This is a genomic window from Nocardiopsis sp. NPDC049922, assembly GCF_040660275.1.
Classification (GTDB): domain Bacteria; phylum Actinomycetota; class Actinomycetes; order Streptosporangiales; family Streptosporangiaceae; genus Nocardiopsis.
Genome location: NZ_JBFAME010000010.1, coordinates 209,112 through 236,056, shown reverse-complemented (window position 1 = coordinate 236,056; position 26,945 = coordinate 209,112). Strand labels below are relative to the sequence as shown.

Below are 26,945 nucleotides of genomic sequence, written 5' to 3'. Positions count from 1 at the left end.
CCGGCCGTGCGGCGCACGGGAGCGTGTGTTCGGCCAGACCGGCGCGGAGTCGCGCCGTGGTCTGGGACTTCGGTTCGGGGATCACAGGACCTCCTGTTGAGACGGGAAGGTGTCGGCCCGAGCCCTGGCGGCAGCTAGAACCCAGGGACCAGGCCAGCCATCGAGGGTGCTTTCACTTGCCCAGGTTGGCTATGCATCTAGCTTGGCTAGCCATGCTAGGCGAGTCAAGAGCCTCTCCGGAAGTTTTTTCTAGGTTGCCTAGACAGGCACCCGTAAGCTGGGGGCATGAGCCTTGATCCTGAAGACCCCCGGCCCCCGTTTCAGCAGGTCGCAGCAGCGCTAAGAGCCGCGATCCTCACTCGGAAGTTCCAGCCGGGTGACAAACTCCCGTCCGGCCCCGAGCTCGCGAAGTCGTACGGCGTCGCACGCATGACCGTGCAACAGGCGATCCGGCTGCTTCGTGATGAGGGCCTGGTCTACTCGCAGCAGGGGCGCGGCGTGTTCGTTCGCCAGCGCACCGAACGCCCGGTCGGTCTGCGTCCGCACATCGAGCGAGCCTTCGAGGCCCAGCACGTCACGATCGACTTCGCCGGGTTCGGCGGGGAGACGCTCCACGGTGTCCTGCAGGAGCCGCTGGACAAGGTCCGCCACGGGCGCCTCACCCCTGAGGACATCACCATCCGAATCCTCGTGCCGGATCTGGACGTCCCCATGGGTCTGCCTGTCCGTGTCGACACTGGTGAGGATGATCCGGACGTCCGGGCACGGATGCGCAGGATCATGCTCCGCCACACTCAGGGCATCGAGGATGCTGTCCGTGAACTCGGGACGCTCGGCCTGGTCGAGAAGGCGGTGGTCGAGACGCGTGTCTACCCGGTCGCTCCGATGTTCAAGCTCTACATCATCAACGGATCGGAGCTGTTCACCGGGTACTACCCGGTCAAGGAGAACACCGTCCCTGTCGGCAAGGAGACGGTGGAGATCTACGACCTCATGGGGCGCGACGCGGTCCTGTTCCACCACAGCGCGGACGAAGACCCGGAGTCCACTGGTTCGCAGCACGTGTCCGAGTCTCAGAAGTGGTTCGACAGCATCTGGAACTCGGTGGCGAGGGAGCGCGAGGAATGACCAACGAAGACCAGGGTTCGCTGGCCGCGTGCCGTTGGGTCCTCCTGGACTTCGACGGACCGGTGTGCAGCGCGTTCGCGGGATACCCGGCTCCAGAGGTCGCCGCTGACATGCTTCAGAAAGCCGTCAACGCGGGCGTAGACGTTCCCCAGGCGCTCATGGACGAGTCCGACCCGATGGAGGTCATGAGGCGGCTCTACGAGATCTCGCCGGGGTTCCATGGTGAGGTCGAAGAGTTCCTGACGTCAGCGGAAGTCCGGTCGGTCGCCGCGGCCACGCCGGTGCCCGGTGCGATCGAGTTCATCCGAGCGTGCCGGGAAACTGAGCGACCGCTCGCGGTCGTCAGCAACAACTCGCCTGAGTCGATCGAGGCGTTCCTCGACAAGCACGCGTTGTCGAACGACGTCCACCATGTCGTTGGCCGGGACAAGAGGTCGCCTCGGTACATGAAGCCGGACCCGCACTCGGTGAATGTGGCCCTCGATGTGCTCGGTGCCGATGCCTCTCGGGCGGTTCTCGTCGGTGACTCGGTCACTGACATCCAGGCGGCGCACGTGGCCGGGGCAGTCGCTGTCGGGTTCGCCAACCGTCCCGGGAAGGCCGAGCGCTTCCGGGAGTTGGAACCCGCGGTCGTCGTGACGGACATGCGCGACCTGGAACGCCTGATCCGTGGCTGAAGGCCGTGGAAGGTCTTCATGGGGCATCCGGGGAGTCGCGCAGAACCCCCAGAACTCCCAGAACCTTTGTTCGCGCTGGTGAAACCGTGTGTCCTCGGTCTTCCCAGAACCTCCCAGAAACCCCCACCACCCATCCCAGAACTCGATGCCTCGCGGCTCTGTGAGGTATTGGGAGACTCAGAGAAGGTTTCTGGGAGGTTCTGGGAGCACGTATGGATAGAGGCCTGACCTCGGATGACAACGGTTGTGGGTGTTCTGGGGGTTCTGTGCGAGGTACGTCGGCGGCGACGCGATGCGTCCGCCAGGAACCACGTCATCCAAGCCGCCACGGCACGGAGCGCGTACGGGTCTTCGAAGGCCCATAGGTGAGCGGTCCTGTTCCGTCTCTGTTCCGGCGGCCCCTGAGATTCGACGAGAAGCGGTGAGAACACTCGCGGACTGTCTGCCCTGTTGGGCAAGGGGTTCCGGGATGGGCTCCCAGGTGGCCCATGTGCACCTCGGAGAACACCCAGATCTACGAGGGCACCAACCAGATCCAGCGCCTGGTGATGGCCCGCCAGCTGCTCAAGTAGGCCGTAGAGAACGCGATGGCCCCGGGTGTTCCGTCACCTCGGTCGGAGGTGACGGAACACCCGGGGCCGCCGGCGGGCGGACTTCAGAGGAGGGCTCGAAGGTCCTCCAGGCTCAGCCCGGCCTGGGTCAGGACCGACCGCAACGTGCCGCGCTTGAGCTCCTTGTGCATCGGTACGATCACGACCCTCCGCTCCTGGCGGAGCTTGACATGGTCACCGCGCGTGGAGACGTACTCGAAACCGGCCTTCTCCAAGGCACGCCGGACCTCGCGACCGGAGAGCACCGGAAAGTGCGGGCCCATCAGGCGGGAAGACGGACGTCGACCGGTGCGAGCATGGTCAGCGTCGGCAGCTCGGGGGTCTCTTCGTCCTCGAAGTACAGTTCGAGTGCCTCACGGAGGTTGGCGACGGCCTCCTCCACTGTTTCCCCTTGGGAGGCGACCTCGACCTCGACGGCTCTGGCGACGTATCCGCCCAGTTCGGTGTCCGGGATGACGGTGGCGTTCAGATGCAGCGTGCGCTCCATGCCCTCAGCGTAACCGAGCGGGGACCGCGTCGCCGGGGCCTCGGTCAGACCGTGGACTCGCGGACGAAGCGCTCCATCGGGATGGGGTCGCGGCCCAGCACGGCGCGCACGTCCTCGGTGACCGCGGCGGCTCCGCCCGCCACGGCCGCGGCGAACCGCTCGTTGAGCGTGTCGACGTAACGCTCGCCCCAGCCCCGGTCGGTCGCCCGGAAATAGAACCGCGCCTCGTCGACCGTCTTGAACCGCCACACCGGGCTGTCGGTGCCCTTCGTCATGCGCACCACCTCGCGGAACGTGAGCGCCTGCGGCCCGGTCAGCGTGTACTCCCTGCCCCCGTGGTCCTCCAGCAGGGCCGTGACCGCCGCGTTGGCCACGTCCCGAGCGTCCACGAAGCTGACCGCCGTCCGCTTCGTGACCGGCAGTTCGAGCCTGCCGTTCCGGGCGCGCGCCATGCGGGCGAAGTCCCCCTCGGTGAGATCCTGGTCGAGCCAGTTGGAGCGCAGCACCGTCCACCGCGCGAACCGCCTCTTCGCCCTCTGCTCGACCACGCCCTGGTCGGAGGCGGCTCCGACGCCCATGCAGGACAGGACGACGGCGTTGCCCACCCCCGCCTCCGCGGCCCGCTCCAGGAACCCCGCCACGCGGCTTCCCAGTCCGCTGCCCGTCGGGGTCACCACGAAGACGCTGTCCACTCCGTCGAGGACGGCGTCCCAGTTGGACGTGTCCGTCCAGTCCAGGCGGGTCTCGGAGGTCCGCGACGCCCCCGTCGCGGCCACCCCGCGGCGGCGCAGCTCGAACAGGACGCGTCTGCCCACCATCCCGGTGGCTCCGGTGACGAGTGTGCTCATCGGGTCGACCCCCACGATCGATTCGCTCAGGAGGCGCCCCCGTCGTTGTCCGCGCCCCGCACGGGCCCCACGGTACCGACCGGCGCGCGCCACGCGTAACGTCCCAGCTCCGGGGGGTGTCCGTCCCTCAGTGGCGGCGTCGCGGGGCGAGGGCCTCCGCGACCAGGACCACGACCGCGCCGCTGACGCCGATCAGGAAGACGAGCACACCGGCGCCCTGGAGGATCTTGCGCATGGGACCGACGCTAGACGCCGCGACCCCGCGCGCATCGGCCGTCCGTGCCGTGGCGCTCCCGCGGAAGGCGGCTCCCGACGGGCCCGTCATCCGACCAAAGTATGGCGCCCGCCGACGGAGGTCCCCGACTCACCCGCGTCGCGCCGTTCCCGCCCGGGCGAACCGTAGACTCCGGGGCGATGAACGCTTCCACCACCCCCGGACGACGACGGCGCAGTGCGCGCGACTGGTTCGTCGATCTGGCGATGTTCCTGTGCGCCGTCGGGTTGGGGCTGATGGTCGCCCTGGGCGTCGGCGGGCCCCCGCACGCCCCGGACCTCCGGGAGTTCGGCCCCGACCTGCCCCTCTGGCTGTCGGTCGCCGAGCAGCTCGCCGCGTTCGCGGGCTGCGTGGCGCTGTGGTGGCGGCGCCGGTGGCCGGTCGAGCTGGCCGTGGCCCTGGTCGTGCTCTCGGCCGTGTCGCCGCTCGCCGCCGGGGCGATGCTCGTCGCCCTGTTCTCCCTGGCCGTGCACCGCCCGCCGAGGATCAGCCTGGCGGTGTTCGGGCTCGCCGCGGCGTCCTCCCTCGTCAACGCGTGGATCTGGCCCGACCCGGTCATGCCCCTGTTCGTCAGCTTCCTGCTGGGGGTGGCGATCCAGGGCACCGTCACCGGGTGGGGGCTGACCGTCCACCACCGGCGGAAGCTCGTGGAGTCGCTGCGCGACCGCGCCGTGCACGCCGAGGCCGAGGCCCGGCTCCGGGCGGAACAGGCCCAGCACCAGGTCCGGGAGGCGATCGCCCGGGAGATCCACGACGTGCTGGGCCACCGCCTGTCCATGCTCAGCGTGCACGCGGGCGCCCTGGAGTACCGACCGGACGCCTCCCCCGAGGAGGTCGCCCGCTCGGCATCGGTGATCCGCGAGAGCGCCCACCAGGCGCTCCAGGACCTGCGGGAGGTCATCGGGGTGCTGCGCGCGCCCGTGGGCGAGCTGCCCCAGCCCACCATGGCCGACCTGCCCCAGCTCGTCGAGGAGGCCGACGACGTCGGCGCCCGGGTGGAGTTGGTGCGCGGGTACGGGGGCACGGTCCCCGAACGGGTGGGCCGGACCGCCTACCGGGTGGTCCAGGAGGCCCTGACCAACGTCCGCAAGCACGCGCCCGGCGCCGACACCCGGGTGCGCGTGGCGGGCGGCCCCGGCGAGGGGTTGACGGTCGAGGTGCGCAACGGCCCCGCGACCGCCGCCCGCGCGCCCCGACCGGTCGACGGCGCGGGGCAGGGGCTCGCCGGACTGGCCGAACGCGTGTCGCTCGCCTCGGGCCGCCTGGAGTACGGACCGGCCGACGACGGTGGCTGGCTCCTGTCGGTGTGGCTACCGTGGCCAGCATGAGCGAGACGGAGCGGGGCGCCCGGGAGATCGGCGTGGTGATCGTCGACGACGACGCGTTGGTGCGGGTGGGGCTGGTGATGATGCTGGGCGGCGCGCCCGACATCCGGGTCCTGGCGGAGGCCGAGGACGGCGGACAGGTGCTCGACCTGGTCGACGAGCACGCGCCGGACGTGGTGCTGATGGACATCCGCATGCCGACGGTGGACGGCCTGACCGCGACCGAGCGACTGCGGGCGCGCCCGAATCCGCCGGAGGTGCTCGTCCTCACCACCTTCGACGCCGACGAGCACGTGCTGCGCGCCCTGCGCGCGGGGGCGGCCGGGTTCCTGCTCAAGGACACCCCGCCCGCGCAGATCGTCGAGTCCGTCCGCCAGGTGGCGCGCGGGCTGCCCGTCCTGTCCCCCGCCGTGACGCGCCGACTGATCGACCGGGTGGCCGCCAGCGACCACGACGAGCGCGCGGAGCGGGCGCGGGAGCGGCTCTCGGCGCTCAACGCCCGCGAACTGGAGGTCGCGGTGGCGGTGGGCCAGGGGCGGTCCAACGCGGACATCGCGGCGCGACTGTTCCTCAGCGTGCCGACGGTCAAGACCCACGTGTCCAGCATCCTCACCAAGCTCGGCCTCAACAACCGGGTCCAGGTCGCCCTGCTCGTCCACGACGCCCAACTGCTCGACGGGTCGGGGTGAGCCCGGCCCGCCGCGGACCGGACACGCCGGGCACGCGGAGGCTCTCCGGGACACCCGGGACGCTTCCCGCGATCGGCCCGACCCCGCGCGCATACTGGCCGTGACTTCCTTGTCATCCAGGGCGAGAGAGGGGTCACGCGGTGAGCGGTCCTCGGGAGAACCCGCACGACGACGTCCACGCGCAGGGCCCGGTGCGCCACGGCGCGCGCTCGGTCCGCCCGGGAGGTGAGGGGGCGTGACCCCGAGCGTCGACCTGCCCCGGGTGCTCGACGACGTCATGGGACGGGTCCGCCCGCACATCGGTGAGGGCCGGGACGCCGACTACATCCCGGAGCTGAGCAAGGTCGACCCGCACCAGTTCGGGTTCGCGGTGGCCACCGTCGACGGCGATGTGCACGCGGTCGGCGACGCGGCGGTGCCGTTCTCCATCCAGAGCGTCTCCAAGCTGTTCACGCTCGCGCTGGTGATGAGCCGATCCGACCACGGGATCTGGCGGCGCGTGCACAGGGAGCCGTCCGGCAACGCGTTCAACTCCCTCTACCAGCTGGAGTTCGAGGGCGGCATCCCGCGCAACCCGTTCATCAACCCGGGCGCGATCGTGGTCACCGACCAGCTGCTCAGCGACACCGGTGACGCGTTGGGGGCACTGCGGGACCTGCTGCGCGAGGAGACGGGCAACGCGGACCTGGACGTGGACACGGTGACCGCGCGCTCCGAGACCGAGACCGGCCACCGCAACCGGGCGCTGGCCTACCTCATGGCGAGCTTCGGAAACATGCGCAACCCCGTCCCCGAGGCGCTCGACCACTACTTCCGGCAGTGCTCGATCACCATCAGCGCCGAGGACCTCGCCCGTGCCGGACTCGTCCTGGCCAGGCACGGGCTGCGCGCGGACGGCACCCGGCTGATGAGCCGGGAGGACGCCCGCAGGATCATGGCGGTGATGCTCACCTGCGGCACCTACGACGCGGCGGGCGAGTTCGCCTACCGCGTCGGGCTGCCGTGCAAGAGCGGCGTGGGCGGCGGGATCCTGTCGGTGGTGCCGGGGCGGTACGCGGTGGTCGCCTGGGCTCCGGGCCTGGACCCCAAGGGGAACTCGGTGGCGGGGGCGCTGGCGCTGGAGGCGTTCACCGACATCACGCGCTGCTCGGTGTTCTGACCCGTCGGACCGGGGCCGCCGACGGTCAGGAGGCGGGCACGAACGACTCGGCCATGCGGTCCAGGAGCGCGTGGTTGGCGTCGGGGTCGTCGTTGCTGGCGACGAGGAACAGCGCGTAGCCGATGTCCTCGGTGTGGAAGCCCCGGTTGACGGCGTGCATCCGCCCGCCGCCGCCGTCGTAGGTGAACTCCCAGTCGGCGGCGCTGACGTAGGCGTCGGCCCAGTCGGCCTCGACGTCCTCGATGCCCGTGAGCGTGTACCCGGGGAAGTTCTGGCTGCCGACGGGCTCGAAGGCGCGCCAGTCGTCACCGGCGTCCGGGTTCGGGTCGTCGGTCTGGTCCACCTGGAGGTATCCGCCGTCGGGGTTGCGGAAGAAGACGCTGGAGCCCTGCCGTTCGACCGCCCAGCCCTCGGGGACGTCGACGGAGAAGCCCGTGGTGTCCTCGTGGCGGATGAGGAAGTCCCACTCGTCCTCCTCCGCGTCCGCCTCGTCGTCGCCGCCGTCGCCGTCCTCGCCCTGGTCGTCGGAGGCGGCGGCCTCGTCCGAGGCCGCGGCGTCCGGGTCCTGGGGCTCCTCGGCGGCGCCGACGTCCGCGTCGTCGACGGCGTTCCCGGCCAGCCCGGCCGGGTCCTGCGGTCGGTTCATGCTGATCAGGACGCTGGTGACCCCGACACCGAGCAGGACCACGAGCACGGCGGCGACGATGAGCGCGCGCCTGCCCCGTCCGGCGCCCGCCGCTCGCGCGCCCCTGGCGGGCCGGGGCTCCGGTGCTGGGCCGTCCGCGGAGGTCGCGGACGGGTCCGTGGCCCAGGCGAGGCCCGTGGTGCCGCCGGTGGCGCCCGGGCCGTCGGTGGCGCCGGGGCCGTCGACCGCGTCGGCGGAGGCGGTGACGGGGTCCACGGAGTCCGTGGTCCGCGCCGCCCCCGGCTCCTCCGTGGGCCGGGTGGTCGCCAGGGCGGCCGCGCCCCCGAGCGAGGCGGCCTCCTCGGCGTCCCGGATCTCCCGCAGGAGGGCGCGCGCCTCGGCGATGGAGAGCCGGTCCTCCGGCTCCTTCGCGCACAGCCCCTCCAGCACCGGGCGGAGCGGGCCGGCCTGCACCGGCTCGGGCAGGTCCTGGGTGCAGATGGCGGTGAGCGTCGCCATCGGCGTGGGCCGGTCGAACGGCAGCGACCCCTCCACCGCCTGGAAGAGGGTGACGCCGAGGGCCCAGGCGTCCGAGGCGGGGCTGGCCTGGAACCCCTGCGCGACCTCCGGGGCCAGGTAACTGGGTGAGCCGATGAGCAGGCCGGTACTGGTCAGGTGGGTGGAGCCGTCCAGGTGGGCGATGCCGAAGTCGGTGAGGACCGCGCGGTCGTCCCCGGCGATGAGCACGTTGCCGGGTTTGATGTCGCGGTGCACGATGCCCCGGCCGTGCGCCTCGGTCAGGCCCGCGCCCATCTGCTCGCCGATGTCGGCGACCCGCCGCACGGACAGCGTCCCGTCGGACCGGATGAGGTCGCCCAGGGACGGCCCCTGGACCAGCTCCATGACGATCCAGGGACGACCGTCCTCCTCGGCCACGTCGAACACGGTGATGATCGACGGGTGGCTCAGCTGCGCGGCGCTGCGGGCCTCGCGCAGCATGCGCGTACGCAGCACCTCCACCTCCTGCGCCGGGAGGCCGGGGGGCGTGGTCAGTTCCTTGACGGCGACCGGACGGTCCAGGAGGGTGTCGGTGCCCCGCCAGACCCGGCCCATGCCGCCCTCGCCGATGATCTCGTCCAGGCGGTACCGGTTGACCAGGGCACGGCCGGGTTCGGCCGCAGAGCTGTTCATCGTGGCGCGATTCCTCTGAAGGACGAGGGGGAGGGACGGGGGGACCGCGGACGCGGGGCGCGGCGGACGTCGGGGGACCCCATGAGTCTAGAGACCCTCGGCGGCGTTGACACCGCTGGTGGCGGCCCTCCGAGGGCCATCGCACCGCCCGGACGAGGAGGACACCCCCTCTGAAATGCGACGATCCCACAGGAAGCGGGACGAAACCCAATTCCGCGGGATCGTGACGGCCGGGCGTGTCCCACCCCGTGCCACCCTCAGCGCAGGCGCACCGGGAGTTCCTCGACACCGGCGACGACGATCGACGGCAGCGGCCTCAACCGCTCCGGCGGCACGGCCAGGTCGAGCTTCGGGAACCGCTCGAACAGGCGCGGCAGGACCTCGACGGCCTCCATCCGGGCCAGACTCGCCCCCAGGCAGTAGTGGCGGCCGTGGGAGAAGGCCAGGTGGGAGGTGTCCTCACGGGTGATGTCGAACTCCCCCGCCGTGGGCCCGTAGCGCTCCTCGTCCCGGCCCGCGCTGCCGTAGCCGAGCAGGAGCGGTTCGCCCGCGGGGATCCGCGTCCCGGCCAGGTCGAGCTCGCGCGTGGTGTAACGCATGGGGATGTACTCGCCCGGGCCGTCCCAGCGCAGGACCTCCTCGACCGCGGTGGGCCAGCTCACGCGGCCGTCCATGAGCATGGCGAGCTGGTCGCGGTGGGTGACCAGGGCTCGCACGGCGTTCACGATGAGGTTCATCGTGGTCTCGTAGCCCGCGCTGATGATGAGCAGCAGACTCCACATGAGCTCGCTCTCGCTGAGCCGGTCGTCCTCGTCGCGGGCGGCGATCAGCGCGGTGGTGAGGTCGTCGCCGGGCTCCGCGCGCTTGGCCGCGATCAGCCCGGTGAGGACCTCGACGATCTCCCCGAACGCCGCCATCGCCTGCTCCGGCGTGACGCTCTGGTCGAAGAACTGGCCGACCAGGCGGTTGAGCTTGGGCCGGATCTCCCGGTCGAGACCGAACAGGTCGCCGATCACCGTCATCGGCAGGGGCTGGGCGACCAGCTCCCGCAGGTCCACGACACCGTCCCCGCTGGCGGCGGCCTCGGCCTCCAGCCCGTCGAGCAGGCCGTCGACGATGGCGACGACGTTCCCGCGCAGCAGCTCGATCCGGCGCGGGGTGAACGCCTTGGAGACGAGCTTGCGCAGGCGCGTGTGCTCGTCTCCGTCGCTGGTCAGCATGTTCTCAGCGATGATCCAGGAGATGAGCGGCCAGTCCGGCGGGATCTCACCCGCGTTGAACGCCCGCCAGTGCCGCTTGTCCTTCTGGACGTGCGGGCTGGCGAGGGCCTCGCTCACCGCGGCGTGCGTGGTCACGACCCACGCAGCAACCTCACCAGGAAGTTCGACAGGGACGACAGGCCCGACCGCGTGGAGGTGGGCGGCTTGGGATCGGAGGTTTCCCGGGGCGAGTCGGACGGGCTCCATGAGGGTCCTTCCACATCGTTGGGGGGCAGGGGCGACTGCGGCGTGAACCGGACGGGGAGCTGGAGCGGGATGCAGGACAGCGCGGTGATCTGCCAGCGCAGATCCTCGCGCGGCACCGCCAGGCGCAGTCCGGGGAGTCGGGCGAGCAGGGCGCGCAGCGCGATGCTCGTGATGGTGGTGGCCTCGTCCCGGTTCGGGCAGCGGTGCGGCCCGGCGCCCCAGGCGACGTGGGCCCGGTTGGGTGACTCCTCCAGGCGCTCCGCGTTCTCCTGGCGGTAGAAGTGGTTGGCGGCGGCGAAGCTGAGCAGGATCGGCTGTCCGGCCCGGATCGTCCGGCCCCCGTCGAGGGGCACGTCGATGCGCGGGTAGATCACCGGGTAGTTGATGATCGGCGGTTCCAGCCACAGGACGCGGTCGACGAGGTCGGACAGGGCCGCGTCGGAGGGGACCCGGTCCCCTGTGGTGACGGGGTCGGCGAGGGCGGACCGGACGGCGGCGCCGATGAGGTTCGCGGTGGGCTCGTTGGCGGCGCCGACGATGAGGAGCATCTGCATGATCACCTCCTCGTCGGTGAGCCCGGCGCGGTGCTGGATGAGGCGCGTGGTGACGTCGTCGCCCGGCTCGCGGTGCTTGGCGCCGACGACTTCGGACAGGGCGCGTTCGGCCTCGGCGTTGGAGCGTTCGGCGTCCACGCCCAGCCACAGGTTGCGCATGGCGCTGGCGAACCGCAGGCCCTGGTCCTCGTCGAAGCCGAAGAGCTCGTTGATGACCAGCATCGGGAGCACGCGGGCGTACTCGTTGAGCAGGTCCGCCTCGCCGCGCTCGCAGAACTGGTCGATGAGTCCGTCGGCGTAGCGGCGGGTGACCTCGCGCAGGTGTTCCTCGGTGACGGCGCCGAGGCTGTCGCTGATCGCGCGGCGGTAGCGCTGGTGCTCGGATCCGTCGGTGAAGAGGGCGTTCGTGCGGGGCGCCATCATCGGCAGCAGCGGGGAGCCGGGGTCGACGCGCCCCTCGCGGAAGTCCCGCCAGAGCCGTGCGTCGTGGGTGAAGGCCGTGGTGTCGCGCGACCAGGCGATCAGGGTCTCGTAGTCGGTGACCATCCACCCGTCGACGCCCGGTTCGAGTTCGACCGGTACCACGGGGCCGTGCTCGGCGCGCAGCTTCGCGTACACGGCGTAGGGGTCGGGGTGCGGTTCACCCTGCTGGAACGTGGCGCGCGGGCATTCAGATGTCACGGGGGCCTCGTGGGAGGGGAGGGGGTGGGGGGCGTGAGAGGGCGGTTCGGGGGTGTGGCTCCGTCCTTCGGGTCACGAGGGCGCGGCGGGGAGGCGCCGCGCGGATCGGCACCGGAACCCGTGTGGGGTTCCGCGCAAACCCTAGCGGGCGGATATGCGGAACGCGAGACCCAGTGCACACCGAGTCATCCGGGTCTGCCCGGCCATCAGGGGCTTCGCCCGGATATTCGTGCTGGCCGCGGGCACGCGGCCGCCCCGGGACGCGGGTCCCGGGGCGGCGCTGGGTACGGCGGGCGGAGATGGTCGGGGGCCGGGTCAGGCCGCCCGAACGTGGTCCGAGAGCGGCTGGAACCGGCGCAGGCGCTGGCTGTTGGTCACCACGAACACGCTCGACAGCGCCATCGCGGCCCCCGCCAGCATCGGGTTGAGCAGGCCGAGCGCGGCCAGGGGCAGCGCCGCCGAGTTGTAGGCGAAGGCCCAGAACAGGTTGCCCCGGATGGTCGCCAGGGTCCGCCGCGAGAGCCGGACCGCGTCCGCCGCGGCGCGCAGGTCTCCGCGCACCAGGGTCAGGTCGCTGGCCTCGATCGCGACGTCCGTGCCGGTGCCCATGGACAGCCCGAGATCGGCCTGGGCGAGCGCGGCTGCGTCGTTGACCCCGTCGCCGACCATCGCCACGGTGCGGCCCTCGTCCTGGAGCCGTCTGACGACGTCCGCCTTGTCCTTGGGCAGGACCTCGGCGATCACCTCGTCGACGCCGACCTCGGCGGCCACGGCGCGGGCCACGGCCTCGTTGTCACCGGTGAGCAGGATCGGAGTGAGCCCCAGGTCGCGGAACTGGCGGACCGCCTCGGCGCTGGTGGGCTTGACCGTGTCGGCCACGACCAGGACCCCGCGGGCACGGCCGTCCCAGCCGACCGCGACGGCGGTGCGGCCCTTCGACTCGGCGGCGGCGAGCGCGGCGGCCAGGCTCTCGGGCAGGGTCTGCGACCGCTCCTCCAGCAGGGACACCCGGCCGACCAGGACGGCGTGCCCGTCGACGATCCCCTGGACGCCCCGCCCCTCGATGTTGGCGAAGTCCTCCGGGGTGGGCAGGCCCGCCCGTCGCCCTCCGCCGCCCTCGGCGGACGCCTCCGGCGCGGTACTCTCCAGCCGACCGGCGGCGCCCCGGGCGACGGCGCGGGCGATGGGGTGCTCGGAGGCGTTCTCCAGGGCCCCGGCCAGGCGCAGGAGTTCGTCCTCGTCCTCGCCGTCGGCGACGGTGACGCCCACGAGGGCCATCTGGCCGGTGGTGACGGTGCCGGTCTTGTCCAACACGACGGTGTCGACGCGTCGCGTGCTCTCCAGGACCTCGGGGCCCTTGATGAGGATGCCGAGCTGGGCGCCCCGCCCGGTGCCGACCATCAGCGCCATGGGCGTGGCCAGGCCGAGCGCGCACGGGCAGGCGATGATGAGGACGGCGACGGCGGCGGTGAAGGCGGCGGACACCGACCCGCCGGTGCCGATCCAGAAGCCGAGGGTGCCGACGGAGATCATGATCGCGATCGGGACGAAGACCCCGGAGACGCGGTCGGCGAGCCGCTGGACGGCGGCCTTGCCGTTCTGGGCGTCCTCGACCAGGCGCGCCATCTGGGCGAGCTGGGTGTCGGAGCCCACGCGTGCGGCCCGGACGACCAGGCGGCCGCCCGCGTTCACGGTGGCGCCGACGACGGCGCTCCCGGGCGAGACCTCCACCGGGACGGACTCGCCGGTGAGCATGCTCATGTCGACGGCGGAGGTGCCCTCCTCGACGGTGCCGTCCGTGGCGATCTTCTCGCCGGGGCGGACCACGAAGCGGTCGCCGACGGCGAGCCGGTCGACGGGGACGAGTTCCTCGCGGGCGGCCGAGCCCTCGCCGCGCAGGACGGTGACCTCCTTGGCACCGAGTTCGAGCAGGGCGCGCAGGGCGGCTCCGGCACGGCGCTTGGACCGGGCCTCGAAGAACTTGCCGAGCAGGATGAAGGAGGTGACCCCGGCCGCGACCTCCAGGTAGATGTTCCCGGAGCCGTCGGTGCGGCTGATGGTGAACTCGAAGGGGTGGACCATGCCGGGGGTCCCGGCGGCCCCGAGGAAGAGGGCGTACAGGGACCACAGGAACGCGGCCGTCACCCCGAGGGAGACCAGCGTGTCCATGGTCGCCGTGCCGAGCCTGAGGTTCTTCCACGCCGAGACGTGGAAGGGCAGCGCCCCCCAGACGATGACGGGGGCGGCCAGGGCGAGGGACGCCCACTGCCAGTAAGTGAACTGGAGGGCCGGGATCATCGCCATCGCGATGACGGGGGCGGAGAGCAGCAGGGAGACCAGCGCCCGGTTCCGCAGGTCCCGCACCGGGTCCTCCGGCTCGGCGACGGCCTCCTCCGGCCCGGCCTCGGGCTGGGGGACGGTCGCGGTGTAGCCCGCCTTCTCGACCTGGGCGACGAGCTCCTCGACCGCGACGGCGTCGCCGTCGAAGGAGACCCGCGCCTTCTCGGTCGCGAAGTTGACGCTGGCCGTGACGCCGTCGATCCGGTTGAGCCGCTTCTCGACGCGGTTGGCGCACGCGGCACAGGTCATGCCGCCGATGGCGAGTTCGACCGGGGCCGCGCCGGGCTGTAGCTCCCGGGTGTCGCTGGTACTCAATTCACCGCTCCAACCGCTGCTAGTGGTCCGTGTGGGAGGCGCCGTCGCCGTGCTCGGGGCCGGTGTCGCCGTCGGTGGTGCCCGTGGCGCCCTGTTGGGCGGCGCCCTCCGGAAGGAGGGGGCCGACCACGGAACCGACCCCGAACATCGCGGCGAACACGGCCACGAGCCCCAGGGCGAAGAGCCCGAGTCTCGTGGTCACGCCCATGTCAGTTGCGCACCTCGTATCCCGCCTCGTCGATGGCGGCGCGGACCTCGGCGTCCTTGACCGGACCCTCGCTGGTGACCGTGACCCGCTTGGCCTCCAGGTCGACCCTGACGTCGCTGACTCCCGCGACACCCGTGACCTCCTGGGTGATGGCGTTGACGCAGTGCCCGCAGCTCATGCCGTCGACGTCGTAGACAGCGGTGGTCATGGTGGCCATGTCGTCTCCTGAGTACGCGTGTACCTCGGCGGTCCGGTGCCGGACCGCTCCAACTGGGGACAACTATACCCCCAGGGGGTATGTATTCGTCAAGCACCCGGACACGTCCGCCCGACGCGCCTCCGAGATTACCCCAGGGGGGTACAAAAACACGGCAGGGGACGGCCCGCCCGAGGGGCCGTCCGCGACGACGAGGCATCACCGCCCGACAGGCACGCCCGCCCCACGGACCGGCGCGCTCTCCGCGTTGACCGAAGTGACCCACGGGAACGCGAGCGCGCGACGGTCACACCGCCCCACGGGGCGTGACCCTGGCCGCACACACACGCCGACCGCCACGGTTTGTCCACAGCCTGGCAACCCGCCCTGGCGCCACCCCGCCCCCGCACGATCTACTCGTTAACAGGGGGGCATGACCCACCGGCCGCCTCGTGCTGCCCACACTCCGCCCCAGAGCCGGATCCGCTCACGGGGCCGGGTCCCACCAGAGCGCGGATGCCACGCACCGGGCCGGATCCACCCCGATCGGGCGATACCCTCCCCCGGTTCCTGGCCCACCTCCGGCACCCGCGTTTCGGACGACCTCATCCCGCCGATTCGGCACGGCAAGCCCTCCCCGACCGAGGCCGCCCACCGACACACCCACGCCCACCCTCGCGGGGCCCGACCCGGGGCCGGCGGCCGCGCAGACCACCCGGGACTGCCCACACCTACCCGGGGCCGCCCACGCCCACCCTCGCGGGGCCCGGTCTCAGTCCGACTTCAACGCCAACCGCGCCACCACGCGCTCGCTGCTGTGGTGCGGGGCCAGCGAGAACCCCGCCCGCTGGAACATCTCCACCGTCCCCGTGTACACCTCCGCGCTCGGCGCCCGGCCGCCCACCGTGTCCACGGGGTAGGCCTCCAGCACCCGGGCGCCGTTGGCCCGCGCGTACTCGATGGCCCCGTCGAGCAGGCGGCTGCCGAGCCCCCGGCGCCGACGCCTCGGCGGCAGCCAGAAGCAGACGAGCGCCCAGACGCCCGGCTCGTTGGGGTCGGCGGGCCGCAGCGACCGCGACCGCGAGAGCCGGATGAAGTCCTCCCGGGGCGCCACCGACACCCAGCCGCACGGCCCGTCCCCGTCGTAGGCGATCAGCCCGGGGACCCGACCGTCCAACGTCAGCCGCCGCAGCTCCTCCTTGTTGTCCACCCCTCGCCGGGAGCGCTCACACGAGGTGCTCGCCGTGTGGTCCTTGGCCCGCCTGCGGAAGAACGTGCACCAGCAGTGCCCGTAGGCCCCGGTCGGTCCGAACAGGTTCTCCAGTTCCTCCCACCGCTCGGCGGTGGCGGGCTCGATTGAGACGATGGACATCGGACTCCCTCGACGAGACACACGGGCCGCCACAACTGTGAGGCAGAACACTAGCGCCTCATCTCCGTGACCGAAAGCACACGGATGTCCGGAACCTACGCAATTTTCACGTTCGCCGTGAATAACGTACCTTGCCCGCACACGCGCCGGGGGCGGTGGTCCGGCCGGACCACCGCCCCCGAGGGACTCCACCCGCCTGTCCCGCGGACCTAGGACGAACCCCGCGCCCCGGACCCGGAGGTGACCTCCTCCGCCGACTCCCAGCACTCGATCCCCCGCAGGTCCGGCATCCGGTCCCGCGTGAACACCGGGTCCCGGCCCTCCCTCCGCTGCTGGTTGTAGTCCTTCAGCAGCCGGAACGCGATCGCCGCGAGGGGCGTGATCGCCAGCAGGTTGATCAGCGCCATCGCGCCCATCGTGGTGTCGGCCAGCGTCCAGACCAGGTCGATCGACCCCAGCGCCCCCAGGAAGGTCGCCAGCAGGAACACGGACTTGTACCCGATGAGCACGCCGCTGCTCCTGGTCAGGTACTCGACGTTCGACTCGCCGTAGTAGTAGTTGCCGAGCACCGACGTGAACGCGACCAGCAGGATGATCGCGGTCATCAGGTGCAGCGCCCACGGGCCGAGCGACGTCATGACCGCCTGCTGCGCCAGGTCGCCCTCCAGGCCGCTGTCGAACGACCCCTCGGAGGCGAGGAGGATGATGAAGGCGGTCACCGTGCACAGCAGCAGGGTGTCGAAGTACACGCCGAGCGTCTGCACGAGGCCCTGCTTGACCGGGTGCGTCACCGAGGCACTGGCCGCCGCCACCGGCGCCGACCCCAGACCGGCCTCGTTGGAGAACATGCCCCGGCGCACGCCCTGGATGATCACCGTGCCGAGGGTCGCGGCGCCGAACTCCCGCAGACCGAACGCGTGCTCGAGGATCAGCGCGAACACGGTGGGCAGCGCCTGCCAGTTCGTCGCCATGATGATCAGGCCGAGGACGACGTACAGGGCGGCGAAGGACGGGATGAGCGCCTGGGCGGTGTGCGCGATCCGGCGGACGCCGCCGAAGATCACCAGGCCGGTGACCACGACGAGCACGACGCCGACGGCGGCCGACAGCCACACGCCCGAGCCGAGGCCCAGGGTCTCGGAGGAGTTGGCGACCGCACCGGCGATGGTGTTGCTCTGCACCGCGTTGAACACCATCGGGAAGGTGAGGATGAGGATGACCGCGAACAGCGCCCCCAGCCACCGCTGGCCGAGCGCCCGCTCCATGTAGTACGCGGGGCCGCCGCGGTACCCGGAGCGGTCGCGCACCTTGTACAGCTGGGCGAGCGTGGACTCCACGAAGCTGGCCGCGCCGACGACCGTCGCCATCGTCCACATCCAGAACACCGCGCCCGGCCCGCCGAGCGCGATCGCGACCGACACTCCGACGATGTTCCCGGTGCCGACGCGCCCGGCGGCCGAGATCATGAAGGCCTGGAGCGACGACACGGCCCTCTTCCCGTCGGGCGCCCTCTCGGGCGTGCTCCTCAGGGCCCGGAACATCTCGGGCAGCATCCGGATCTGGACCAGACCGGAGCCGACGGTGAAGTACAGGCTCACGACGACGAGGAGGGGGATCACGCCCCAGGCCCACAGGACGTCGTTGTTGAAGTCCCCGATGGCGCCGGTGACGCGCTCGTTGAGGGTGGGGGCTGTGTCTGTGGCTGACACGACGGGGGAGCTCCTTCGCTCGGGGAACGGCTCGTTGCCGTATACCCCCGACTCTGGGCGATTCACCCAGAGCAGCTCACTTTCTCCGGAAGGTGACGCTTCCGACCCGAAAGTGTGTTTCCGTCAACGCCGGGGAAACTCCGAACCGTCGCTCAGGTCCCGCCCCTCACGCCTCCTGGACCAGGTCTCCGTAGGCGGGGTGCCGCTTGAGGAAGTCCTGGACGAACGGGCAGATCGGCACGACCTTCAGGTCGCGGGCGCGGATGTCGTCGAGGGACTCGCGAACGAGCGCGCTGGCCACCCCCCGTCCCTCGAACGCGGACTCCACCTCCACGTGGGGAAGGGCGAGCACGCCCTCCTCGATCAGGTGGTAGGCGGAGAAGCCCACCACCCGCCCGTCGGCGCTCACCTCGTACCTCGACCGCTCCGGCGCGTCGACGACGGTCAGATCCATGCCACTCCCCCGCTCCGGGTGCCCTCCGCGGGCGCTGCGTGCGCGTCGCGAACCGCGACGTTCCGGAGCCATTCCCCCAGAAACTCCGCGCACACGAAGGAACGGGGTTTTACTGTGGGAAGTTCCCTTCCTGCCCCTTGTCCACCGAACCGGGCGCCCCGTGCGCGCCCTCCGCCCGGGTGTCCCACGGGTCCTCGCCGCGGGCTCAGCGCCGGGTGTGGTGCGGGTCGGTGATCCCACCGGGACAGTCCAGGGCGTCGATGTCCCACCCGGCGAGCTCCGCCCCCGCCCGGTAGGCGCTCTCCAGGAACTCCAGGACCGTGGCGTGGGGATCGGGCGCCTTGCGCGCGTCCGCGTACCGCAGGAGCGCCAGGTGCCCGTGACCGCTGTCCACCCACTCGGCCGACGTGGGCGAGAGGTTGCGTTCGGTCAGGCCCCGGGGTTCGGGCGCGGTGTAGGAGTAGAAGCACGGTTCGGGGATGGTGTCGTCGCCGAACCAGAACCCGAAGCTCACCACCTCCCGCGAGTACGCCTCGCGGATCAGCGGTCCCGCCTCCCGGGGCTGCGGGACCGGATGCGGTGAGAACCGCGTGACCGCGAGGTCGAACGTGTGCCAGAAGTGGTGCACGGGGCTGATCTTGCCGGAGAACCCGGCCGAGAACTCCTCCAGGATCAGGTTGACCTGGCTGAGGATCTGCCAGTACCGCGTGGCGTGCGCGGGGTCGTAGGCGGCGTGCTCGTGGTCGTCCACGAACGGGCGGTCGGCGTCGGGCAGGTCGAACGGGTGCGCCTCCGGGATGCTTCCGTCCACGCCGAGGCTGTCCAGGGCGGACTGGAACCGCAGGTAGAACGAGGCGACGCTGTTGCCCTGGAGCGGGAAGGACACCCGCGCGCCGTCGACGTTCGACGCGACCAGCTGGTGGCGGACGAAGTCGAAGTCGACGGTGAACACCGGGTTCCCGTCCACCAGGCCCATCGGGCGCGTGGTGATCCCGGTTCCGGTCAGGTGGAAGGGCACGTGCCACCAGTGGTTGCGACGCGGGCTGTGGCGCAGGCGCGCCTTGCCGACGATCTGCTCGAAGCGGTGCAGCGTCTGCTTGGTGTCGTACCAGGGCTCAAGCGGGAAGGGCGGGAACAGCTCCATGGTGCCGGGTCTCCTGGGTGGTGCGTGTCGGGCGGGTGCGGGCTGGGCCCGGGCGTGACGGGTCAGCGGGAACCGAGCGGCGTGCCGTTGGCTCCGACGTCCCCCTCGCCGTCGTTCGCGCCCCCGGAGACGCCCGTCGGCGCGTCGTCTCCGTTCCGGGGCCGCGGGACGGTCGGGCGCGCCACGCGTTCGCCCCGCACGCGGAAATAGATATCCCGTGTGTACGGCGCGCCACGCGGACAACCGCGAGATCCGTGTTCCGGGTGGTCCGGGACGATCGACGGATAATCGGCCGCGCGGGTTTCGTGGATGACGATTCCGTCCTCGACCCCGACCTCGCGTGAACACGGTCCGCTGCGGTTCACGCCGTGCGCGGGTCGGTTCGGACGGCCGCGCACGCGCCGCCCCTGCCACCGCGATCCACCGTTCCGAACAGTACCGACGTCCTCATGGCGATCCGCCCGGTCCGTGTCGGACCGGTGTTCGTCCTCGCCCGCGACCCCGCCTTGGGAAACTCCGCCTTGACCTCGTGCCGCCATGACCACAACACTCCGTTTGCCTTTTCCTGGCCCGGCGGGATCCGGCCCGGCACCCGCCACATTCCGTTAACGAATATGCCTGCTCTGGCACGGATGTCACGTATCCCACTCCGATTCCGGCGACAATCGTCGCGAATCGACGACGGGGGGAGTTCTCCGCGGGCGGCGCTCTCGCGTCGGCCGTCCGCGCCGCGCACCGTGCGGGCGCGTACGTGGTCGCGATCTACGGCGCCACGTCGCGGGCGCGCACGAGGACCGCCGAACGGTTGCCGACCCGCACCCGTTCCAGGGCCCGCACGCCCTCGGGCAGCGCGATCCGACGGGTGCGCGCCGCCACGACCACCACGGCCCGCTCGGGCAGGACGCGGCCGAGCGACGCCAGCAGACCGCCCACCGGGTCCTCCCCCGGCGCCGCCCCGGACCACCGCGTCATCTCGCCGTAGGGCACGTCCGTCACGACCAGGTCGGCGTCGACCGGCTCGTCCAGGGCGAACACGTCGGCCACCGCCGTGTCGTGCGGCAGGTCCCCGCCCATCGCGGCCAGCCCGGCGGCGAGGTTCGCGGCGGCCTCGGCGCGCTCCACGAACGCCACACGGCCGAAGTCCCGGGCCGACCGGCGCAGTTCGGCCTCCCGTGCGGCGAGGCCCGACGCGGTCAGCAGCTCCAGGTTGCGCGCCGCGAGGTCGACCGCGTCGGCGTCCACGTCCGACGCCCGCACGTGGGAGACGCGATCGCGGTGCAGCAGCCCCAGCACCGTCACCAGGTAACCGCCGCCGCAGCAGGGGTCCCACAGGCGTACCGGGGTGTCGTGTACGTGGGCCAGTCCGCGTTGGAGGAGTTCGCTGGCCAGCCGCACCGGGAAGCCCGGGTACCCGGGCGCGGAGCGCAGCACCTGTCCGCTCGCCAGCGCCGAGTGGTCCGCCCGTTCGGTGGCGTACCGGTAGCCCAAGGTCCCGTCATCCTCCCGTGCCCGATGCCGTCGCCCCTGAGGGGACCTTCCCCGTCAGGCGGGTTCCACCCCACAACGACAGGAGCCCGGCACCTCACGGTGCCGGGCTCCGGCTGCGGTCCTGACGGGATTTGAACCCGCGGCCTCCACCTTGACAGGGTGGCGAGCACTCCTAACTGCTCCACAGGACCTCGTTGCAGGAACAACTCTAGCGCGACTTTGGAGTACTTCGTACCGCCGCGCGCCCAGGGCGTGTGCCGTGGATGCTGCCCGTCGCAGGGTGAGGACTGCGCCGTAGGCGTCGGTTGAGGGTGGTGGAGGGCGACGGGCGGGCGTCTCCAGTGCGGCTGTCGCAAGGCCGAAGAAGGAGTAAGCCTGGGTGTGCTTTCGACTGATGAGAACGCGGCGAGAGTTGTGCTGGGGCGTCGCGCAGCAGGGCATGTGTCCGCGGCACACGCCCTAGAGTGAGGGACGACGCCCCGCGAGACCGAGAGGAGACGGCGTGAGCGAGCCGTCGACCCCCCTGCCGTCCGGACCCGAGTCGACCCGGGTGGACCGCTGGCTCTGGGCGGTCCGCCTCACCAAGACCAGGTCGGACGCCGCCCAGGCCTGCCGTGGCGGACACGTCCGCGTCAACGGCCGCCCCGCGAAGGCGGCCACGGCGGTGAAGGTCGGGGACGAGGTCCGCGTCCGGCTGCACGGCACGACGCGGCTCGTCGATGTGAGCCATGTGATCGCCAAGCGGGTCGGCGCGCCCATCGCGACACGGTGCTACGTCGACCGGACGCCCACCCCTCCGCCCCAGGCGACGGTGCCCGTCATCCGGCGCGACCGGGGCGCGGGCCGCCCGACCAAGCGCGACCGGCGCCAGCTCGACAGGCTGCGCGCCGACCAGTGGCCCCCTGCCGGAGCCGGACCGGAATCGGCCTGAGCCGCGTCGGAACCGACCGGGGCGCCCGGTGTCAGCCGGGCAGCGGGTGCTCCGCCAGGAAGTCGAGGACCTCCCGGGTGGCCTTGGGCCCGACCTCGTGCAGGTAGCCGTGGCGGACGCCGGGCAGGACCGACAGCCGGGCGCCGGGAACGCGTTCGGCGACCAGGGCCGCGTTGCCCACCGGGGTGAGCTCGTCGTCCTCGCCGTGCACGACGAGGGTCGGGGCGGTGATGGCGGGCAGCAGGTCCCACCCGTCGTGGTGCAGGCTCGCCTCGTAGTGCCGCCGCTGGGCGCGCAGGGGGTTGTGCGGCACGATCGTGGCGACGGCGTCCGGGTGCGTGTCGGCCCAGGCGGGTGTGTAGAACAGGTGCGCGATGAGCCCGCGCCCCTCCTCGGTGTTGGCCTTGCGCAGGGCCAGCGAGGCCTCGGCGGGACGCTCGACCTCGTGCTCGCCTCCCGGGGCGGTCGAGCCGAGGACGAGCGCGCCGACCCGCTGGGGGGCCGTGGCCGCGAGCGTCTGCGCGACCTTGCCGCCCATGGAGAAGCCGTAGACGTGGGCGCGCGCGACGCCGAGGTCGTCCAGGACGGCGAGGGCGTCGCGCGCCAGGAGGTCCATCGTGTAGGGGGCGTCGACCGGGGCGTCGCTGCTCCCGGTGCCCCGCAGGTCCATCCGCACGACCCGGTGGTGGCGGGCCAGCTCCTCGGCGACGCCGTTCCACATCGTGTGGTCGAGGGACTGGCCGTGGACGAGGAGGAGGGGTTCGCCCTCGCCGAGGGTGTCGTACCAGATCCGGGTGCCGTCTGCGGCGGTCGCGTGGCTCACGTGGCCGGACACTACCCGAGCGGCGGGCGGAGCGCCGCGGCCCGGGTCACACCGGGGCCGGTCCGACCGCCGCGCGGACGGGGGCTGACGCGTATCGCGTTCGCGGCGAGCGGACCCGTGAGCGCCGGATCGGTTCCGCTCAGCCCGGAAGGTGATCGGGGTTGCGCACGAGCGGGGACAGGCTGGGCGTCCCGGTGACCGGGTCCGGATACACCTTCGCCGACAGACCGAACACGTCGCGGACCAACTCCTCGGTGACCACCTCCCGGGGCCGCCCGGCGGCGTACACCCTCCCCTCCCGCATCGCCACCAGGTGATCGGAGTAGCGCGAGGCCAGGTTGAGGTCGTGCAGGACCATGACGACCGTCGTGCCCTGGGTCCGGTTCAGCTCCAGCAGCAGGTCCAGCACCTCGACCTGGTGGGCGATGTCGAGGAAGGTCGTCGGCTCGTCGAGGAGCAGGAGGTCGGTGCGCTGGGCGAGGGTCATCGCGATCCACACCCGCTGCCGCTGCCCTCCGGACAGCTCGTCGACCGACCGCTCCGCCAACTCCAGCGTGTCGGTCGCCGTCAGGGCCTCCAGCACCGCCCGGTCGTCCTCGGCCGTCCAGCGCCGGAACCACCCCTGGTGCGGGTAGCGCCCGCGCCCCACGAGGTCGGCGACCGTGATCCCCTCGGGCGCGACCGGGTTCTGCGGCAGCAGGCCGATGATCCTGGCCACGTCGCGGGTGGCGATCCCGTGGATGTCCGCGCCGTTGAGCAGCACCTTTCCCGACCGCGGGGCGAGCAGCCTGGCCATGCCGCGCAGCAGGGTGGACTTGCCGCAGCCGTTCGCCCCGACGATGGAGGTGACCACGCCGGGGGGCACGCTGACCGTGAGGTCGTGCACGACCGCCTCCTCCCCGTACCCGAGGGTCAGCCCCTCGGTCTCCAGGGAGGAGAAGGCGAGCGCGGAGCCCCCCGCCCGCTCGGTGTCGGCCAGAGTCATGTCAACCACCTGCCCCGGACCGGTTGGTCCGCATGAGGAGCCAGAGAAGGTACGGCGCGCCCACGACACCGGTCACCACGCCCACCGGAAGGGTGGTCTCGGGGATCGTGTACTGCGCGACGAGGTCGGACGCGAGCATGATCACGGCGCCGACCAGCGCCGCCGGGACCAGTGCCGGGCGGCCCGCGCCGACGGTGCGCCGGGCGATCGGCGCGCTGACCAGGGCGACGAAGGCGACCGGTCCGGTCACCGCCACCGCCGAGGCGGCCAACGCCACCGACACCGACGACAACCACAGCCGGGAACGTTCCACGGGCACTCCCAGTGCGGCGGCCGGGTCGTCGCCGAGTTCGAGTGAACGGAGCCGTCCGCCCAGCACGGCCAACGCGGCCGCGAGGATCCCGGCGCAGGCCAGCAACGGGTTCAGCGTCGGCCAGTCCGCGCGCGCCAGACTACCCGTGATCCAGGTCAGGGCCATCTGCGCGTCACGGACGTCGCTCTGGGTGAGGACCCACGAGACGACGCTCGTGGCCAGCGCCGCCACGCCGATGCCGGTGAGCAGGAACCGGTATCCGACCACACCGCCGCGCCAGGCTAGGAGGTAGATCGCGGCCGCCGCGCCGAGGCCGCCCAGACCGACGAACGCGGCCAGCGCCAGCCCGCTGATCCCCAGGTAGACGACGCCGACGACCCCGGCGGCGCTGGCCCCGTGCGTGATGCCGATGATGTCCGGGCTGGCCAGCGGGTTGCGCACCAGGCTCTGGAGCAGCGCCCCGGACAGCCCCAGGCACGCTCCGGCGGCCACCGCCGTCAGCAGCCGGGGCAGGCGCAGTTCCACGAGGACGAAGCGCGTGACCTGGTCGGCGCGGCCCAGGAGGAGGTCGCCGAGTTCGGGGAGGGACACGGAGGCGCGTCCCAGGCTCACGCCGAGCACCATGAGCCCCAGGAGGAGCGCCAGGAGCACGAGCGTGACGCCCAGTTCGCGTCGGCTCCCGCGCATCCGGACGGAGCGGACCGGCGACCGCCCGGCGAGGGGCCGGGGCGGGACTCCACGCGTGGTGGTCACAGCCGCACCGCCCTTCCCCGCCGCACCAGGGCGATGAACAGGGGGGCGCCGATCGCGGCGGTGACGATGCCCACCTGGAGCTCACCCGGCCGGGCCACCACGCGGGCGACGACGTCGCAGGCCAGGAGCAGAGTGGGCGCCGCCAGCGCGCTGAACGGCAGGATCAGCCGGTAGTCGAGGCCCACGACCGACCGCGCGGCGTGCGGCACGAGCAGCCCCACGAACGCGATCGGGCCGACGGCCGCGGTCGCCGCGCCGCACAGCGCGATGATCGCGACGGCCGCCAGCACGCGTGTGCGCGTGATGTCCTGGCCCAGCCCGCGGGCCACGTCCTCGCCCAGGGCGAGGCCGTTGAGGGATCTCCCCAGGCCGAGGGCGAGCACCGCCCCGGCCGCGATGACCGGCCCCGTGGCCAGGAACACCGACAGGTCGCGCGAGGCCAGCGCGCCGACCTGCCAGAACCGCATCTGGTCCAGGGCGGACTGGTCGACCAGCAGCACGGCCGTGACCACCGACGTCAGGGCCGCCGTCACGGCGGCGCCCGCGAGGGCGAGCTTGACCGGGGTCGCGCCCTCCCGGCCGAGACTGGACACGCCGTACACGACCACCGCCGCCAGGGCCGCCCCCGCGAACGCGAACCAGACGTAGCCCTCGGGCGCGGCCACGCCGAAGAGGCTGATCGCCACGACCACGGAGAGGGACGCGCCGGCGTTGACCCCGAGCAGCCCGGGGTCGGCGAGCGGGTTGCGGGTCAGCCCCTGCATGACCGTGCCCGCCATGCCCAGGGCCAGGCCCGCCGCGAGGCCGACGAGGGTGCGCGGCACCCGTCGGTCGACGACGATCAGGTGCTCCGGGTCGGAGAGGTCGGTGTTCAGCAGCGCGTCCGTGACGACGCGCGACGGCAGGGGGTTGGCCCCCACCGCGAGGCTGCACGCCGCGGCGACCGCGAGCCCCGCGCACAGCAGGACGAAGCCCAGCGGTACGCGGAGCCGTCCGCGCGGTCGGGCGGCGGGGGCGACCGTGCCGCCCCCGGTCGTGGTGGTCATGCGGTGTCCGCGCTACTCGACGTTCTCGGCCGCGGCGGCGAGTTCGGGGACGTACCGGTCGAGCATCCACGGGATGGACAGGACGGTCGGGGCGCTGCTGGCCATGACGAAGTCCTCGCCGACGATCGGCGCGAAGCGGTCCTCCCGGACGGCGGGCATGGCGGCGACGAGCGGGTCGGAGGTGAACTCCTCCAGGGCGGCCTCGTCGGCGAAGTACATGACCAGGACGTCGGCCTCGATCTCCTGGAGGTTCTCGTAGGAGACCGGGAAGAAGAACGAGTCGTCGGGGTCGGCGTCCAGCTCGGTCACGCTGGCGCTGGGCTCCATGCCGAGGTCGGTGAGCATCTCGACGCGGGGGTCGTACTCGCGGTACACGTTGAGCACGTCCGGCTCGTTCGCGGCCGCGTAGAAGAAGGTGGTGCCCTCCAGGACCGGGTGCTCGGCGGCGAGCGTCTCGACCTGCTCCTGGGTCTGCTCCAGCAGGTCCTCGGCCTCCGCCTCCATGCCGAGCGCGCGGCCGACGATGTCCACCTGCTCCTGCCAGGTGGTGGCCCAGGGCTGGTCGGGGTAGGCGACGGTGGGGGCGATCTCCGAGAGGCGGTCGAAGTCCTCCTGGGTGATCCCGGAGTTGGGGGCGAGGATGACGTCGGGGCGGGCCTCGACGATCTCCTCCAGGGGCGGGCCGTCGGAGTGCGCACCGGTGAGGATGGTGGGAGCCGCACCGCCGAGTTCCCCGATCCTCTCGGCGTCCCAGGGGAAGATCCCGTTCTCGTCGCCGCCGTAGTCGTTGCGGGGCATGGCGACCGGCACGACGTCGAGGGCGAGCACGACGTCCTGGGCGGACCAGCCCCAGGTCACCACGCGTTCGGGCGCCTCGGGGATGACCGCCTCGCCCAGCGCGCTGTCGATGGTGACGGGGAAGGCGCCGTCACCGCCGCCCTGTGCCGCGTCCTCGGACTCACCGCCGGAGCAGGCGGTCAGGACGGCGGTCAGGGCGAGTCCCGCCGCGGCGTACCGTGCGGGTCTGGGCAGGCGTACTGCGGGCATGCGCGAGGGCTCCTCGAGATCAGGTCGAAACCTCCGCCGACGGGCGTTGGTTAGGCAAGGCTAACAAAACCCGCACCCGGTCCGGACCGCACCCCCGCGCTTCCGA

The 26,945-nt window shown here is 72.1% G+C and carries 25 protein-coding genes and 1 tRNA gene; 6 read left to right on the top strand and 20 right to left on the bottom strand.

The window, feature by feature from the left end; translation table 11 throughout:
• Positions 1–285: 285 nt before the first annotated feature.
• Both AB0I72_RS20315 and AB0I72_RS20310 read left to right on the top strand, forming a co-directional pair.
• Positions 286–1,128, top strand: a complete 843-nt coding sequence (locus tag AB0I72_RS20315; protein ID WP_358570837.1) for a winged helix-turn-helix domain-containing protein — start codon at positions 286–288, stop codon at positions 1,126–1,128.
• Complete coding sequence (locus tag AB0I72_RS20310) at positions 1,125–1,805, top strand: HAD family phosphatase (RefSeq protein ID WP_358570834.1); 681 nt, start codon at positions 1,125–1,127, stop codon at positions 1,803–1,805. Before AB0I72_RS20315 ends, AB0I72_RS20310 begins: the two co-directional genes overlap by 4 nt.
• Positions 1,806–2,460: 655 nt before the next feature.
• Here the strand turns inward: AB0I72_RS20310 and AB0I72_RS20305 are convergent.
• The 3 genes from AB0I72_RS20305 to AB0I72_RS20295 are packed head-to-tail and all read right to left on the bottom strand — an operon-like array spanning position 2,461 to position 3,751.
• Positions 2,461–2,679 (bottom strand): type II toxin-antitoxin system HicA family toxin, encoded by a 219-nt coding sequence (locus AB0I72_RS20305; protein ID WP_358570831.1) that lies wholly within the window; start codon positions 2,677–2,679, stop codon positions 2,461–2,463.
• Complete coding sequence (locus tag AB0I72_RS20300) at positions 2,679–2,903, bottom strand: type II toxin-antitoxin system HicB family antitoxin (RefSeq protein WP_358570828.1); 225 nt, start codon at positions 2,901–2,903, stop codon at positions 2,679–2,681. The genes AB0I72_RS20305 and AB0I72_RS20300 overlap by 1 nt, the downstream gene beginning before the upstream one ends.
• A 44-nt stretch (positions 2,904–2,947) precedes the next feature.
• Positions 2,948–3,751: an NAD-dependent epimerase/dehydratase family protein gene (locus AB0I72_RS20295; protein WP_358570825.1), complete on the bottom strand. Its 804-nt coding sequence runs from the start codon at positions 3,749–3,751 to the stop codon at positions 2,948–2,950.
• Positions 3,752–4,165: 414 nt separating this feature from the next.
• On the opposite strand from AB0I72_RS20295, the gene AB0I72_RS20290 reads away from it, so the two are divergent.
• The 3 genes from AB0I72_RS20290 (at position 4,166) to AB0I72_RS20280 (ending at position 7,198) form a co-directional block, all read left to right on the top strand.
• Entirely contained in the window at positions 4,166–5,353 is a 1,188-nt protein-coding gene (locus AB0I72_RS20290) for a histidine kinase (RefSeq protein ID WP_358570822.1), read from the top strand.
• The gene (locus tag AB0I72_RS20285) at positions 5,350–6,039 is read left to right on the top strand and encodes a response regulator transcription factor (RefSeq protein ID WP_358570819.1); all 690 of its coding nucleotides are present in this window, start codon (positions 5,350–5,352) and stop codon (positions 6,037–6,039) included. The genes AB0I72_RS20290 and AB0I72_RS20285 overlap by 4 nt, the downstream gene beginning before the upstream one ends.
• A gap of 235 nt (positions 6,040–6,274) precedes the next feature.
• Complete coding sequence (locus AB0I72_RS20280; RefSeq protein WP_358570816.1) at positions 6,275–7,198, top strand: glutaminase; 924 nt, start codon at positions 6,275–6,277, stop codon at positions 7,196–7,198.
• Between the two features lie 25 nt (positions 7,199–7,223).
• Here the strand turns inward: AB0I72_RS20280 and AB0I72_RS20275 are convergent, their stop codons facing one another.
• From AB0I72_RS20275 to AB0I72_RS20220, 12 genes are all read right to left on the bottom strand, one after another.
• Positions 7,224–9,014, bottom strand: coding sequence for a serine/threonine-protein kinase (locus AB0I72_RS20275; RefSeq protein ID WP_358570813.1), 1,791 nt, complete (start codon positions 9,012–9,014; stop codon positions 7,224–7,226).
• A 257-nt stretch (positions 9,015–9,271) separates the two neighbouring features.
• Positions 9,272–10,369, bottom strand: a complete 1,098-nt coding sequence (locus tag AB0I72_RS20270) for a cytochrome P450 (protein WP_358570810.1) — start codon at positions 10,367–10,369, stop codon at positions 9,272–9,274.
• Entirely contained in the window at positions 10,366–11,652 is a 1,287-nt protein-coding gene (locus tag AB0I72_RS20265; RefSeq protein WP_358570858.1) for a cytochrome P450, read from the bottom strand. Before AB0I72_RS20265 ends, AB0I72_RS20270 begins: the two co-directional genes overlap by 4 nt.
• 378 nt (positions 11,653–12,030) lie before the next feature.
• Positions 12,031–14,370 (bottom strand): heavy metal translocating P-type ATPase, encoded by a 2,340-nt coding sequence (locus tag AB0I72_RS20260; protein ID WP_358570807.1) that lies wholly within the window; start codon positions 14,368–14,370, stop codon positions 12,031–12,033.
• 19 nt (positions 14,371–14,389) lie between these two features.
• Positions 14,390–14,578: a hypothetical protein gene (locus tag AB0I72_RS20255; RefSeq protein WP_358570804.1), complete on the bottom strand. Its 189-nt coding sequence runs from the start codon at positions 14,576–14,578 to the stop codon at positions 14,390–14,392.
• Position 14,579: 1 nt separating this feature from the next.
• The gene (locus tag AB0I72_RS20250; RefSeq protein ID WP_358570801.1) at positions 14,580–14,795 is read right to left on the bottom strand and encodes a cation transporter; all 216 of its coding nucleotides are present in this window, start codon (positions 14,793–14,795) and stop codon (positions 14,580–14,582) included.
• A gap of 751 nt (positions 14,796–15,546) precedes the next feature.
• Entirely contained in the window at positions 15,547–16,146 is a 600-nt protein-coding gene (locus AB0I72_RS20245; RefSeq protein ID WP_358570798.1) for a GNAT family N-acetyltransferase, read from the bottom strand.
• A gap of 209 nt (positions 16,147–16,355) precedes the next feature.
• On the bottom strand, positions 16,356–17,855 hold the full coding sequence (locus AB0I72_RS20240) for an alanine/glycine:cation symporter family protein (protein WP_358570795.1): 1,500 nt from the start codon (positions 17,853–17,855) through the stop codon (positions 16,356–16,358).
• A gap of 166 nt (positions 17,856–18,021) precedes the next feature.
• Positions 18,022–18,309, bottom strand: coding sequence for a GNAT family N-acetyltransferase (locus AB0I72_RS20235; RefSeq protein ID WP_358570792.1), 288 nt, complete (start codon positions 18,307–18,309; stop codon positions 18,022–18,024).
• Positions 18,310–18,514: 205 nt separating this feature from the next.
• Positions 18,515–19,453, bottom strand: coding sequence for a DUF5996 family protein (locus tag AB0I72_RS20230; protein WP_358570789.1), 939 nt, complete (start codon positions 19,451–19,453; stop codon positions 18,515–18,517).
• Between the two features lie 762 nt (positions 19,454–20,215).
• Positions 20,216–20,941 carry an rRNA methyltransferase gene (locus tag AB0I72_RS20225; protein WP_358570786.1) on the bottom strand — a complete coding sequence of 242 codons (726 nt, stop codon included), beginning with the start codon at positions 20,939–20,941 and terminating at the stop codon, positions 20,216–20,218.
• Positions 20,942–21,057: 116 nt separating this feature from the next.
• Positions 21,058–21,132: transfer RNA gene (locus tag AB0I72_RS20220), tRNA-Asp, on the bottom strand.
• 311 nt (positions 21,133–21,443) lie between these two features.
• On the opposite strand from AB0I72_RS20220, the gene AB0I72_RS20215 reads away from it, so the two are divergent.
• A complete protein-coding gene (locus AB0I72_RS20215; protein ID WP_358570783.1) occupies positions 21,444–21,872 on the top strand; it encodes an RNA-binding S4 domain-containing protein in 429 nt (142 codons plus the stop codon).
• Positions 21,873–21,903: 31 nt separating this feature from the next.
• Here AB0I72_RS20215 and AB0I72_RS20210 read toward each other — a convergent pair whose 3' ends face one another.
• The 5 genes from AB0I72_RS20210 to AB0I72_RS20190 all read right to left on the bottom strand — a co-directional run bounded on the left by AB0I72_RS20210 (position 21,904) and on the right by AB0I72_RS20190 (position 26,839).
• Positions 21,904–22,695 (bottom strand): alpha/beta fold hydrolase, encoded by a 792-nt coding sequence (locus AB0I72_RS20210; protein WP_358570780.1) that lies wholly within the window; start codon positions 22,693–22,695, stop codon positions 21,904–21,906.
• A gap of 139 nt (positions 22,696–22,834) precedes the next feature.
• On the bottom strand, positions 22,835–23,680 hold the full coding sequence (locus AB0I72_RS20205) for an ABC transporter ATP-binding protein (protein ID WP_358570777.1): 846 nt from the start codon (positions 23,678–23,680) through the stop codon (positions 22,835–22,837).
• 1 nt (position 23,681) lies between these two features.
• Positions 23,682–24,746: an iron chelate uptake ABC transporter family permease subunit gene (locus AB0I72_RS20200; protein ID WP_358570774.1), complete on the bottom strand. Its 1,065-nt coding sequence runs from the start codon at positions 24,744–24,746 to the stop codon at positions 23,682–23,684.
• Positions 24,743–25,792, bottom strand: a complete 1,050-nt coding sequence (locus AB0I72_RS20195) for an iron chelate uptake ABC transporter family permease subunit (protein WP_358570771.1) — start codon at positions 25,790–25,792, stop codon at positions 24,743–24,745. The genes AB0I72_RS20200 and AB0I72_RS20195 overlap by 4 nt, the downstream gene beginning before the upstream one ends.
• Positions 25,793–25,804: 12 nt before the next feature.
• The gene (locus tag AB0I72_RS20190) at positions 25,805–26,839 is read right to left on the bottom strand and encodes an iron-siderophore ABC transporter substrate-binding protein (protein WP_358570769.1); all 1,035 of its coding nucleotides are present in this window, start codon (positions 26,837–26,839) and stop codon (positions 25,805–25,807) included.
• Positions 26,840–26,945 lie beyond the last annotated feature (106 nt).